This window comes from Cytobacillus pseudoceanisediminis (assembly GCF_023516215.1).
GTDB classification, from domain to species: domain Bacteria; phylum Bacillota; class Bacilli; order Bacillales; family Cytobacillaceae; genus Cytobacillus; species Cytobacillus pseudoceanisediminis.
Genome location: NZ_CP097349.1, coordinates 2,607,783 through 2,620,457 on the forward strand (window position 1 = coordinate 2,607,783; position 12,675 = coordinate 2,620,457).

Sequence of the window (12,675 nt, forward strand, 5' to 3'; positions counted from 1 at the left end):
CCCTGATTCAATTTTCACTGCCCACAGTCCTGCACCCCGAAAGTTCAGTTAAACATGCAAACTCCCCTGATGACTTTATCACAATAATAAAAAAAACTTCAAAGATTGAAGTCCATGCTGATTAAGGAGATAATACAGGAAATTACTTATAGCTGAGGTGTAGTGGCTTGTCTAACAAAAATATTGAAATTGAATTTAAAAACATGGTCAACAGAGAAGAATTTTCCTCATTAATAGATTTTTTTAATATAAGAAGCGAGGATTTTTCCGAACAGGAGAATCATTACTTCGATACACCGGATTTTTTATTGAAGGCTAAAGGAAGTGCCTTAAGGATTAGGGAGAAAAACGGCTCATTTGAATTGACTCTTAAACAGCCTCACCCTGAAGGGCTATTGGAAACCAATGAGAATCTTACTGAGTCCGAAGCTGCAGAGATGATCCGGACTGGGAAAATCCCGGCTGAGCTGATAATAAGATCCATAAAAGAGCTGGGCATAGAGACAGATAAACTTCAATACTTTGGCACTCTCGCAACAAAACGTGCCGAAAAGGAATACATGAAAGGATTGGCTGTTCTTGATCACAGCCGATATTTAAATAAGGAAGATTTTGAGTTAGAATATGAAGTGGATAACAGGAATGAAGGTGAATTGACATTTCTTAATTTGCTCAAACAGCTTAACATTCCTGTCAGGAAGACCGAAAATAAAATTAAGAGGTTTTATAACGAAAAATACAGACAGCAAAAGGATTAACAGAAGTACACCTTTTGCCAAGGAGCAATACTAATGAACGTAAATCAGTTAAAAATATTAATGGAGCTGCAGGCACTGCAAGGTTTTAATAGTTCTACGCAAACGAATACTTCAAACCCTCTGTTTCAAGAGCTATTGGCCGGGTTAGTTACGGAAAGTCCCGGTTCATCACATCAAGTCACAGGAGGACTAGGAGCAATTGCGTCTCTGGAACCTTATATTAGTTCTTTACAAACAGATACCCTTGCAGCTGCAGCTCTTCCACCCCTTAAACTAACCAAATTTGCCGAAACTTCCAAAAGTGATTTTGATGATTTGATTCAAAAAGCCTCAGATTTGTTTAATGTACCTGTTAACCTGATTAAGTCAGTCATTAAACAGGAATCAAATTTTAATCCGAATGCAGTCAGCCATGCAGGTGCTTCCGGGCTTATGCAGCTGATGCCCGATACAGCCAAGGGGCTTGGCGTTGAAAATATCTTCGACCCTGAAGAGAACATTTTTGCCGGAGTCAAATATTTACGGCAAATGATGGACAGGTATGGTGAAAATGTTGAACTTGCACTGGCTGCCTATAATGCCGGACCTGGAAATGTAGATAAATACGGGGGAGTCCCCCTTTTAGAGAAACACTGAATTACATAAAGAAAGTGACCTCTTCCTTTATGGCTTAAGGCTAATTTCCGCCGCCCGAATTTACCGGGCGGCTTTTTCATATCCTTTTCTGTGAATGTTTCGGATTGACGGCATGTGCTTAATCCATACTATAAGAAAAGCGCAAGCGCCTTGCCCATGAAGGAACGCAGACTAAGAACGCCACGTTCTACCAAAAGCTACTGCTTTCAGTCATACGATTATCGCTGCCACAGCTTACCTGTCCTGTGGCAACGTCTGCATGACCCCCATCCTGGGTGCCTCACCTCGAGGTGGCAGGCTGATTGCTCCAGACAGTTATCTGCTTAAGAATTTAACATTTTCTTTTTAAAAAAAGAATCAAAGAGCGGGCGAAAGGGCTCAGTAAGCTATTTGTTTGAGATATAAATCCCTCATTGATAGAATATAAAGAGATCACATCACTCAATATTAAATAGGAAGTTTTTTTCAAACGAATTAACTCATAAAAGGAGTTTTAAATATGGCCGAGAAAATGCACACTCCCTTCGACGCTATTGGTGAGGAAAGGCTTCACCAGCTAATTGACGCTTTTTACCGGCGCGTAGGACAACATCCTGATCTCGTTCCTATTTTTCCAGATGACCTGACAGAGACAGCCAGAATACAAAAGCAGTTTATGACCCAGTATTTAGGGGGACCTCCTTTATATACTTCAGAACACGGACATCCGATGCTTCGTGCTCGGCACATGCCTTTTCCCATAACGGAAACACGGGCAAAGGCCTGGCTTTCATGCATGAATGAAGCAATGGACGAAATTAGGCTGGATGGGCGCTTGAGGGAAGACTTTTTTGCAAGGCTTGTGCTCACAGCCCAGCATATGATCAATACACCTGAAAACGGCGTGAAAGGTGAAAGCTCGTGAATAAGCCAGAATCGAATGCAAACAAGCTTACATCTCCACATTGCCACGGCAGTGAAAAAAGCCAATAGAAGTCTATATGTTTGTTGATCCCCTTTGCCCAGAATGCTGGGCTTTAGAGCCAATTTTAAAAAAGCTCCTGATTGAATATGGCCGCTATTTTTCCATAAAGCACGTATTAAGCGGCAGGCTGGCAACGTTAAATATGGGTAAAAGGCAAAACTACGAAAACATTGCTGATTTGTGGGAGAAAACAGCAAGCCGCTCTGGAATGTCCTGTGACGGGAACGTCTGGTTCGAAAATCCGATTTCTTCTCCCCACCTGGCTTCAGTTGCCATTAAAGCCGCTGAATTGCAAGGGAGAAAAGCAGGCATCAGATTTTTACGCAAGCTTCAGGAGGTCTTATTTCTTGAAAAGCAGAATGTGTCTAATTTTGAAGTATTAAAGGATTGTGCTAAGGAAGTCGGCCTGGATGTCGTAGAATTTGTTTCTGATATTCATTCAGATAGTGCAGCAAAGGCTTTCCAATGTGATTTAAAAATCACTTCTGAAATGGATGTTCAAGAAATACCCACTCTTGTCTTTTTTAATGAAAATATAGAAGATGAAGGCATCAAAGTCACCGGTTATTATCCCTATGAAATTTATGAACAGATTTTGGAGGAAATGCTTCCTGCTAAACCTGAGCGTGCTGCTTTGCCGCCACTGGAATATTTCTTAAAATACTTTAAGCTAGTGGCCAGCAAGGAAATCTCCGTTGTATATAATATGTCAGACAGCGAAGTAAACAGGGAAATGAAAAAGCTTCAGCTAAAGCAAATAGCTGAATATGTACCTGCAAAATACGGTAATTTCTGGAGATATTCAGGGTAATGTAAAGCTGTGCAAAATGCACAGCTTTATTTTTATTCAATGAAAAAACCATGCATTTCATACGCACGGCCTTTTCGGGTTTTATACGAACAAAGGGGATGGGAGAAATTTTTCACGTCACAAACAAAAGGGGTAAATGTTTGTATGTGATCAACTTCACATCTGTAATATATCATGAGGTAACAGAAAATGACAATAAGTTTGTGCCTTATTTCACAATATTGTCAAAATCAAGTCATGACTGTCTGGACAACCGCATAAAATAATAGGGATGAAATCTTGCCAAGGAGGAGAATGCAATATGAAAAAACTGCCTGTATTATTGATGCTGATGCTCATCTTGCTCTCCTTTATTTTAAATATTTTCGGATTGATGAAGCTTATCCCCATTTTCATCACTTCACCTATTCTTTTTATTTCTCTCCTGATTCTATTTTTATATTTGAATGACCGAAGACGATTTAAGGGATTTTGAACAATACTTAAAAGGTGCCAGACAAACGCCTGGCACCTTTTTATGAACTGCTTCTTAGCACGCAGCCTGCCCCTCGAGGTGCCTGGGGCAAGGCACTTTCGCTTAAGAAAGCAAGCTTTCCATTTCGTTAAGCTTTTCCTCGAATACTTTGCAGGCATCTTCAATCGGCTTGCTGCTCGTCATATCAACACCAGCTTTCTTTAGCACCTCTATTGGATAATCTGAGCTGCCGGATTTCAGGAATTCAATGTATCTGTCAACTGCAGGCTGACCTTCCTGAAGAATTTGCTTGCTTAATGCAGTTGCCGCACTGAAGCCTGTTGCATACTGATAAACATAATAATTATAGTAGAAATGCGGGATTCTGGACCATTCCAGGCCGATTTCTTCATCAATAACGATGTCTTCTTCCCCAAAATACTTCTTATTGAGCTCATAATATTCTTTTGTCAATGAATCTGCGGTTAAAGCTTCATTGTTTTGCGCCTTTTTATGGATGAGATGTTCAAACTCTGCAAACATTGTCTGGCGGAAAACAGTTCCCCTAAAGCCTTCAAGATAATGATTCAGAAGATACAAACGCTTCTTATCATCATCTATTGTTTTGAGCAGATAATCATTTAAGAGGGCTTCATTACATGTGGATGCAACCTCTGCAACAAAAATTGAATAATTTCCATATGGATATGGCTGATATTTTCTTGTGTAATAGCTGTGAACAGAATGCCCAAACTCGTGAGCAAGGGTAAATAGATTGTTTACATTGTCCTGCCAGTTCATCAGTATATATGGATTTGTGCCATATGTTCCCGATGAATAGGCACCGCTTCTTTTGCCCTTATTCTCATGAACATCTACCCAGCGATTTTCAAAGCCCTCTTTTAGAATATTTAAGTAGTCCCCACCAAGCGGCTTCAGTCCTTTTAAGATTAGATCTTTTGCTTCTTTGTATGGGATTTCCATTTTTACTTCCTTCACCAAAGGAGTGTAAAGATCATACATATGAAGCTCCTCGACCCCAAGAACCTTTTTACGGAGTTTGACATATCGGTGAAGTAAGTGCAGGTTATCGTTAATGGTGTTGACTAAATTTTCATAAACACTTTCAGGAATATTGTTCGCAGCAAGAGCAGCATGTCGTGCAGATTCATAATTGCGGATCTTTGCATTGAAATTATCCTTTTTAATATTTCCGCTTAGAGTGCTTGCGAAAGTATTGCGGAACTTCCCATAAGTCTCATATACCGCTTTGAATGCATCATGACGGACACGCTGCTCATCACTTTCGAGAAAACGGATGAATCTTCCATGAGTAATTTCAACATCTTCGCCATTTTCATCCTTAATGGACGGAAACTCCAAATCAGCATTATTCAGCATGCCAAATGTATTGCTTGAAGCCCCAAGCACCTCGGAAGCCTGGGCAAGGAGGGATTCCTGCTCAGCAGATAATACATGAGGCCTTTGGAGATTAATTTCCTCAAGGGAGTGTTTATATAAATTCAGCTCCGTTTTTCCTCTAAAAAACCTGCAATCTTCGCTTCATCCTCAGCAAGCAATTCAGGAACAATATACGCGAGAACACTTGCAGCTTCTGAATATAAATTTTTAATTTTGTCATCCATGCTCTGATAAAATGAGTTTGTTGTATCCTGGTCATAACGCATATGGGCATATGTATAAAGCTTCCCAAGGCGCGAGAGTATATGATCCTGAAACTGCAGCGCTTCATATAATGTTTCAGCACTTTCCCCAAGCCTGCCTTGATACTTGCCTGCATTAGGGATTAGCTTTTGCACTTCATTATATTCCTTGTCCCAATCTTCATCAGAAGGAAAAATATCCTCCAAACGCCAGGTATCTTCTGGTGAAATCTCATTCCTTGCCGGCAGTTTCTTCACAGTAGTCTCATTAGCCATTCATTCATCCTCCATTCAATAGTCCCATTACACTATCTTCTCTTTCAAGAAACAAATTCCTTCTTTTCAAATAGCGAATGTGCAAATCCTAGATTATTTTATGTTAAATAGATCATTTTCATTAATTGACCTGCAAAGTGCTTTGCGTGATACTCCTATAAAAATCCTCCTCTCTTTGGAGAAGACAGAAGCAATTATCAGGCTCTCCACATGACGCAGTTCTTTTATATAGACCGTTTCCTGTCTGTTTAACAATGTTGAGGTTAATAAGGATATCCAGATATTCTTTAACTGCCAAGACTTCGGATCCGGTTTGAATGAGTGGAATAGACCTGACCCTAATATCATTATTCTTTACCCTATTGCGAAAGGCTGCAACCATCCGATCATGAGAAAAAGGTCTTTCTTTGCCGATGACATCCATGTACAAGTAGGTTTGCCACTGTATGGGCGGCGTCTCTATAAAAGGAGAATGACGGACAGGAAGGCCGATTTCAGGTGGGAGTGAAGCAGGAGCAATTGAGCGGGAGTATAAATCCTGAAGAAAGATATTTTTATAAGCACTGCTACTTTGAGCCAGGAAATTCTTTACTTTTCGAATTTCCTTTTTCCATTCACTTATGTTAAATTCATTTTTAAAATACGGATCAAATAAAAAATCTGGATCAGCATGGAAGATTGTTTTCACATCGTAATGCGCATAGGCATTTCTGACAGTTAGGGGATGGATTTGGCTGACATTGATAAAGGAATTTGTATTGGGGCAAAATGAAGGGATTACCCATTTGCCAGAAGGGGTTTGCCGAAGAAAAAAGTACTGGAAGCCAGATAAAGAAATTTTTGTTTTCCCAATGCGCTTAATATTTTTTCCTGCAAGTATCCATATTGGAACTATACCTGACTGAAAATATGCTTCTGACCGTTTTTTAAATAACTCCTCTGAGATGATTGAACATTGATATTCAAGAGCATAATTTACACCTTCATAATGGACACCTATATCTGGCCGCTGGCAAATGTCCGGATAGTATGGCTCCAGAATTGGATCTAACCCTTTTTCTTTAGCCATTGAAACAAAAGCAGCTTTCCAGAAATATGGTATTCAGACTCCCTTTCATAGCTTTCTGGACATTCAGAACCCTTTTTGTGGCTAAAATGCGGGATTCTCTTATTACCGATCTTCATAATTACTTCCTCTTTGCATTCTGGGCAAAAAAAGTGTGCTTTTCCCTATACTGTTGTAAATCCGGGATACTCTGTGAACCTAAAAGACTTATTTGAATCCCTTTCTCTGTTGCAGCAACTAACAAATGATCATCTCCTTTCTATGCTAAATGTTCTTTATTAAATTGCTAAATTCCTTTATAACACTGAAATTCTTTTTGAGATTTTTTGTGCAGCCAAATGCCTATGTTCATCGCTGCAATAAAACAGTGTCAGACACGAACGCTTAAACAAATTAAAGCCGATTTCAAAAATGAAATCGGCTTTGCTTTACTATTTAAAGTGTTTTCTAAGATTTTCAAAAACATCATTTTCTATAATCAATTTACCGTACTCCATTACACGGTGAATAGTTGTGCTCGTTTCGTGCCCGTACTCCAGAAGAATGCTTAGCATATTATCTATGTCATCCTCTTCAAAAAGCTCTTCAGGGAACTCTGCGAATAAATAATACTTCCCCTCAAAGGAATATAACTTTGTAGTAATGGAATCAAGAATTGACCGCTTTGATAATGAAATAACGTCTTCAAAATCTTTAAATGATAATAAGAACTCAAGATCGCCTTCATATCCAGGCTCATCTTCATCGGATTTACGGAAATGATGATCGAGCATTTCCTCAATATGTTCATCCACAGGCAAATCTTTCACTTTTTCATCCGGGACAGGAAGTTCAAACTTCTGACCATCCTTTGAAAGCTGGGCCTTTGTTACAAGAACCTCCAGACCCTTATCCAATGCCTGAACCTGAATCCATAAAGGTCCTTCAACAAGAAATTCTTCCTCCTGATGGACTTCATCCATCATTTCCCAAAAGAGTTCCTCACTCCGCTCACGATTGTACCAAATCTCTTCACGGTCAAAGCCTCTTTCTTCTATATCAAGATAAGAAATATAAAATTTAACTGTATGATCATTAATACGTTCGATTTCCATGCAGCAACTCTCCCTTCTGGCTATGATTGAAGGGACTAAATACCCCAGCAGTCATGTGTTATCCATTTACCCGTAAACCAATTGGTTAATCCCCGATTTAATTGAAGGTAAACTGTATTTTGTACCTTGTACTTTTATTTTATGACAAATTGAGCATAAAGGGAATTAAAAAGTCGTATGTTTAGAAAAACCGTTAAATGCCTATATTGTCGCAAGGTTTCATTCTTATCTAATCTGACTGTAACTATATATTCTCTTATTATATCCATTTTCCTTGTTCTTTTTCACATAACAGACAAAAAGACCTTCTTCTGTTAACAGAAAGAAGGCCTCTTAATTATAAGTATAATTGAGTGAGTTTGTTCATTAACAATCTGGTCTTGAGCTGATGTTCAGTTTTAAATCAAACCAGTTTTAGTTAACCATGCGCTGTGCTTCTCGCAACTGGTAGGTCCGAACTTTTCTTGGAAGGAAACGTCTTATTTCGTCTTCATTATATCCAACCTGCAAACGTTTTTCATCAAGAATGATCGGACGGCGAAGCAGCCCAGGGTTTTCCTTGATCAACTCAAATAAGTCTTGGAGAGGCATTGATTCAAGGTTTACATCAAGCTTTTGAAATGTCTTTGAGCGAGTAGAAATAATTTCATCGGTTCCATCTTCAGTCATGCGCAGAATTTCTTTAATTTCATCAATTGATAGCGGTTCTGAAAAGATATTTCTTTCTTTATAGGCAATCTCATGTTCTTCTAACCATGACTTAGCTTTCCTGCAAGATGTACAACTTGGTGAAGTGTATAATGTGACCATTTTACAAATTCACACTCCTTAAATTAGACATATATGAAACAATCTGAGATTTATATTTGTTTAATCAAATATTTCTAGAGTCTTCTAGATTAAAATTACTTTAATCAAGGAATTTATATTATTTATTATACACCAAACAATATCTATTTGGTATAACTTTTTATAAATATGATAAAAGTATTAAACATTTATTAAACAAATTGATTAAGAATTAGAATCTACTTAATAAGACGAATGAACAAGCAAAAAGTTTCATTTTTTTATATATTTTTTGCTATAATTTCTTCCATAAAGCTTCTTAAGCATTTAGCTCAAGGGAATTTTATGTATTAAATTCTTTTATTTATACTAAATTATTCTATATTTACCCATATGAATTTTGATTAAACCTAAAATAGATAATATTATTTTCTCAATTAATAAATGAAAATGAAAACACAGCCATTTACAAAAATGGCTGTGTTTTCCCAATTCTTAAAGATCCTCCAATACATCCGTCCCATTTTTATTTTCCTCAAAGGTCAGGACCTCTTCTACAGGCTGATAGGACTTCCCATAGAAATGTGCATCTCTGTATGTGTGTATCATTTCATATGTTTTCTTCATGGCTTCATAAATCATTTCTTCACTTTCATTCTCAGGAGACCAATATAGAATTTCCATTGAATTGATTTCATTGGTTGCAAGAGACCGGCGGCTGTATCCAATTGATTGCGCATGCTCAAACCCTTCTCTTTTATAGAACCGAAGGCGCTTTTCTGTATCCGTGTCTTCATAATCAACCGGCTCAACTTCCAAAATGATCGGCTTGCCTTTATCCTTCAGCTTTTGAAGTAATTTATGGCCAAGTCCCTGTCCTCTGGATTCCTTCGAAACAAACAAATAATCAATAAACACAAAGTTATCCAGTTCCACATACATAAGAACATGGTATGGACCTTCGTCTTTATGATAAATGTCTGACCGTTCCTTTAATAAGGTTTCCATGTGTTCTCTGGATTTCATTTCTTCAATAGGGAAATATTGATTCAGTTTTTCATACCAATGCATGGATCTTCTCCTTTTTTTGCTCACAAACGATAAACCGTTAATAGAGCATGAATATTTATTCCAGCATGATAAGCTCCCAGCTTTCCTTTCCACTCACTTCTAAGTTTAAGCCTTATATACTATTTCCAATCAGATAAAGTATTTGTGGAATTACCCCTTTTAATACTGGAAAATTTCGAATAAAATAAGATTAGGGATGTTTATACACTAATCACAGGAAACTGTGAAAAGAAAGATGGAGGTTTATCATGGTTGGTTACATAACTGATTTAACAATTGTTGCGCTGCTCATAATTGGATTTACTGCCTTATTAGGTGTACTAACTAATGGTATTGGAGAAAAGGTATTTGGCGGTAAAAATAAATCCGAATTCGTGGATCAATCTGCAAGGGTGCAGACTGGATGGAAAAGCGTAGGCGGAAAGAAAAAGCGGTAACCTATGCCTCTATACTATGATACCGTATTCAAGATTGGTGTCAAATGATATGTAACTTAATTAATTGATAAACAAAGCCAGAAGGAGGCCAAAAAAATCGGCCTCTTTCTGGCTTTTATGGTGTATAATCCACTTTTGGTGTATACGAATTACCCGCATTCCATAAAAGGAATTCATTAATTCCCTGTTCGTTCAGTGCCTTTATTTGAGCTTCAACCTCGGCCCTTCCATACTTCTTATAATTTCCGGCTCCTAAATATGATGCAGTAAAATCCTGCAGCCACGGTCTTGAAACAGGTGGACTATCCAACTCTTCCAACTTCCTATTCTCAAGTTTTGCATATTCAGAAACCAGCTTATAAGGTTCCAGATCTGGTTTGGCAAGTCCGAAATAGGAAGTCCAGTGGCTTGGATAAATCATAGAAGAAATTACGTCTACATGTTCTGAGATTTTAGAAAAATTCTGACCAATTCCCGGAGCTTCAGGAAGGGTAGCCGTGTAGCCAAAAATATCAACCGATACCTTTACTCCATATGGCTCAAGCTGCTTCCTTGCATACTCAACAAAGTCTGTAACCGCGCTTACACGCTTTTGAACATTTTCAATCTTAAGATCTTCATATTCACCCATACTGTATTTCAAAGAGCTGTCGCGGTGTTCAAAGCCTTCAGGAAACCGGACATAATCAAATTGAATTTCCTGAAATCCCATTTTTGCAGCTTCAATTGCAATTCCCACATTGTAATCCCAAACTTCTTTTAAAAATGGATTTACAAATGATTCACCTCTGCCATTCTTCCATACTGTATTTCCTTCTTTATAAGACCATTCCGGCTTTTTATTTGCAAGAACAGAATCTTTGAATACAACTACCCGGGCAATCGGATAAATTTGCTTCTCTTCCATGACTTTCATGATTTTTTTGTATCCTTTATGTAAGGTTTTCCAATCTCTTTATATGGTGAGCTGTCTTCAGGAATATAAGTAAGATTTCCCCAATCATCCTTAATATCGATTACCATCGCATTCAAATCGGTATCTTCCATCAATTTCACCAAGGTATTAAACTTTGTGCCGCCTGCAGAATGTCCGGTGACATATATCCCCCTAACAGCATCAGGATATTGAAAATGATAGCCGGAATCAAATTGGAATCGGCTTATTTTTTCTGGCAATGCCTTTACAAGCGAAACATGTTCCCTTTGCGGGTTTCGGCCTGGTTCCTGGTGTTCCTGTTCTTTTGCCTCCCCGGCTGGGCAGAAATGAATAGACCTGATACTAACATTAAGGCAGCAGCTAAATGTACTGGCTTTTTCAAATGTGTGATGCCCCCTTTATTTAAGTTCTGCTTGTTGTTACCCATTATAAAATTATTTCAATGAATTAAGAACTATCTATATACTAAATTATCTTAATAACTGTTCTTTAAACCAATAATATTTAAAAAATATTAAAATACAGTATAGTTAAATGAATTGACGGAAAAATATAAATAATCGAAAATTCTAATAGTAATATTCTAGAAAATGTTGTATTATATACTAAAGCTTACGTTAGCGAATAAACGTGTTAAAGAGATATTTCCAATATCTACATATATGACTGAGCCATTTACATCTTGGTAACTCCTTTTTACTAAAAAAAGGATTAACATAAGTTTAGCAAACACTGACTTTTCCAGGATGTAAAAAACGATCTCAGTTGAGATCGTTTTTTGTTATTTGGCATATTGAGCTTTTAATTCGTTATACTCTTTTTCAGAACAGTAAACAAAATGTCCCGGAGTAATTTCACGCATTTCCAGCTTATCATTGTCAGCATAATTGTGAACTGCTGTATCATATGATTTTCTTCTGCGGGAACGTTCCGTTTCCGGATCCGGAAGCGGAATAGCTGACAGCAGTGATTGAGTGTAAGGGTGCATCGGGTTTTTATATAAATCTTCTGCTGGCGCAAGCTCTACCAGTTTACCGAAATACATTACACCAATACGATCACTGATGTACTTAACCATCGATAAGTCATGAGCGATAAACAAGTATGTCAATCCTTTTTCACGCTGCAGTTTTTTCATAAGGTTTACTACCTGAGCCTGGATAGAAACGTCCAATGCAGAAATTGGCTCATCGGCAATAATGAAATCAGGGTCAACCGCAAGCGCGCGGGCAATCCCGATACGCTGTCTCTGTCCGCCAGAGAATTCATGAGGGTAACGGTTAGCATGCTCTTTGTTCAGACCAACTGTTTCCAAAAGCTCATAAACCCGCTCCATACGTTCCTTTTTGCTCTTTGCCAAACCGTGAATATCGATGCCTTCAGCAATAATATCGGCAACAGTCATACGCGGATTTAAGGAAGCATAAGGATCCTGGAAAATCATTTGCATTTTCCGGTTAAACTTTTTAGTTCTTTTGCAGACTTTTTACCATGAACATCTTCACCTTCAAAAAGAACTTGACCGTCTGTTGCATCGTATAATCTGATAATGGTTCGACCAGTAGTTGATTTACCGCAGCCAGATTCACCTACAAGTCCAAGGGTCTCTCCCTTATAAATATCAAAAGTAATTCCATCAACTGCTTTCACCATATTGGGACGGCCTACATTAAAATGCTGTTTTAAATTTTTAATTTCGAGCAATTTTTCTGCCATTA

At 38.0% G+C, this 12,675-nt stretch carries 10 protein-coding genes and 5 pseudogenes; 6 read left to right on the top strand and 9 right to left on the bottom strand.

The window, feature by feature from the left end; genetic code table 11:
- Positions 1-167 precede the first annotated feature (167 nt).
- The 5 genes and pseudogenes from M5V91_RS13980 to M5V91_RS14000 all read left to right on the top strand — a co-directional run bounded on the left by M5V91_RS13980 (position 168) and on the right by M5V91_RS14000 (position 3,644).
- The gene (locus M5V91_RS13980) at positions 168-758 is read left to right on the top strand and encodes a CYTH domain-containing protein (protein ID WP_009331197.1); all 591 of its coding nucleotides are present in this window, start codon (positions 168-170) and stop codon (positions 756-758) included.
- A gap of 33 nt (positions 759-791) precedes the next feature.
- Positions 792-1,432, top strand: a pseudogene (locus tag M5V91_RS13985) (lytic transglycosylase domain-containing protein).
- A gap of 461 nt (positions 1,433-1,893) precedes the next feature.
- Entirely contained in the window at positions 1,894-2,298 is a 405-nt protein-coding gene (locus M5V91_RS13990) for a globin domain-containing protein (protein WP_071156849.1), read from the top strand.
- Positions 2,295-3,169, top strand: a pseudogene (locus tag M5V91_RS13995) (ClpXP adapter SpxH family protein). Before M5V91_RS13990 ends, M5V91_RS13995 begins: the two are co-directional and overlap by 4 nt.
- 301 nt (positions 3,170-3,470) lie before the next feature.
- Complete coding sequence (locus M5V91_RS14000; protein WP_019381491.1) at positions 3,471-3,644, top strand: hypothetical protein; 174 nt, start codon at positions 3,471-3,473, stop codon at positions 3,642-3,644.
- A 102-nt stretch (positions 3,645-3,746) separates the two neighbouring features.
- Here M5V91_RS14000 and pepF read toward each other — a convergent pair.
- The 6 genes and pseudogenes from pepF to M5V91_RS14025 form a co-directional block, all read right to left on the bottom strand.
- Positions 3,747-5,563 (bottom strand): annotated as a pseudogene (gene pepF, locus M5V91_RS14005) (oligoendopeptidase F).
- A 121-nt stretch (positions 5,564-5,684) separates the two neighbouring features.
- Entirely contained in the window at positions 5,685-6,632 is a 948-nt protein-coding gene (locus M5V91_RS14010; RefSeq protein WP_305137866.1) for a competence protein CoiA family protein, read from the bottom strand.
- Complete coding sequence (locus tag M5V91_RS30980) at positions 6,611-6,748, bottom strand: competence protein CoiA family protein (RefSeq protein WP_305137867.1); 138 nt, start codon at positions 6,746-6,748, stop codon at positions 6,611-6,613. Before M5V91_RS30980 ends, M5V91_RS14010 begins: the two co-directional genes overlap by 22 nt.
- A gap of 312 nt (positions 6,749-7,060) precedes the next feature.
- Positions 7,061-7,723 (bottom strand): adaptor protein MecA, encoded by a 663-nt coding sequence (gene mecA / locus M5V91_RS14015; RefSeq protein ID WP_009331203.1) that lies wholly within the window; start codon positions 7,721-7,723, stop codon positions 7,061-7,063.
- 414 nt (positions 7,724-8,137) lie between these two features.
- Positions 8,138-8,533: a transcriptional regulator SpxA gene (gene spxA, locus M5V91_RS14020; protein ID WP_009331204.1), complete on the bottom strand. Its 396-nt coding sequence runs from the start codon at positions 8,531-8,533 to the stop codon at positions 8,138-8,140.
- Positions 8,534-9,007: 474 nt separating this feature from the next.
- Positions 9,008-9,583 (bottom strand): GNAT family N-acetyltransferase, encoded by a 576-nt coding sequence (locus M5V91_RS14025; protein ID WP_009331205.1) that lies wholly within the window; start codon positions 9,581-9,583, stop codon positions 9,008-9,010.
- 248 nt (positions 9,584-9,831) lie between these two features.
- Between M5V91_RS14025 and M5V91_RS14030 the strand changes: the two genes are divergently transcribed.
- Positions 9,832-10,020, top strand: a complete 189-nt coding sequence (locus M5V91_RS14030) for a hypothetical protein (RefSeq protein WP_009331206.1) — start codon at positions 9,832-9,834, stop codon at positions 10,018-10,020.
- 115 nt (positions 10,021-10,135) lie between these two features.
- On the opposite strand, the pseudogene M5V91_RS14035 reads toward M5V91_RS14030, so the two are convergent.
- From M5V91_RS14035 to M5V91_RS14045, 3 genes and pseudogenes are all read right to left on the bottom strand, one after another.
- Positions 10,136-11,202: pseudogene (locus M5V91_RS14035) on the bottom strand (putative glycoside hydrolase); the annotation flags it as partial.
- Positions 11,202-11,339, bottom strand: coding sequence for a hypothetical protein (locus tag M5V91_RS14040; RefSeq protein WP_284522231.1), 138 nt, complete (start codon positions 11,337-11,339; stop codon positions 11,202-11,204). The pseudogene M5V91_RS14035 and the gene M5V91_RS14040, both read right to left, overlap by 1 nt.
- Before the next feature lie 399 nt (positions 11,340-11,738).
- Positions 11,739-12,673: pseudogene (locus M5V91_RS14045) on the bottom strand (ABC transporter ATP-binding protein).
- Positions 12,674-12,675: the final 2 nt, after the last annotated feature.

Excerpts from the sequence above, each read along its gene's own strand:
- M5V91_RS13990 (WP_071156849.1), top strand. The coding sequence starts at position 1,894 with ATGGCCGAGAAAATGCACACTCCCTTCGACGCTATTGGTGAGGAAAGG.
- M5V91_RS14000 (WP_019381491.1), top strand. The coding sequence starts at position 3,471 with ATGAAAAAACTGCCTGTATTATTGATGCTGATGCTCATCTTGCTCTCC.
- M5V91_RS14010 (WP_305137866.1), bottom strand. The coding sequence starts at position 6,632 with ATGGCTAAAGAAAAAGGGTTAGATCCAATTCTGGAGCCATACTATCCG.
- M5V91_RS30980 (WP_305137867.1), bottom strand. The coding sequence starts at position 6,748 with ATGAAGATCGGTAATAAGAGAATCCCGCATTTTAGCCACAAAAAGGGT.
- mecA (WP_009331203.1), bottom strand. The coding sequence starts at position 7,723 with ATGGAAATCGAACGTATTAATGATCATACAGTTAAATTTTATATTTCT.
- spxA (WP_009331204.1), bottom strand. The coding sequence starts at position 8,533 with ATGGTCACATTATACACTTCACCAAGTTGTACATCTTGCAGGAAAGCT.
- M5V91_RS14025 (WP_009331205.1), bottom strand. The coding sequence starts at position 9,583 with ATGCATTGGTATGAAAAACTGAATCAATATTTCCCTATTGAAGAAATG.
- M5V91_RS14030 (WP_009331206.1), top strand. The coding sequence starts at position 9,832 with ATGGTTGGTTACATAACTGATTTAACAATTGTTGCGCTGCTCATAATT.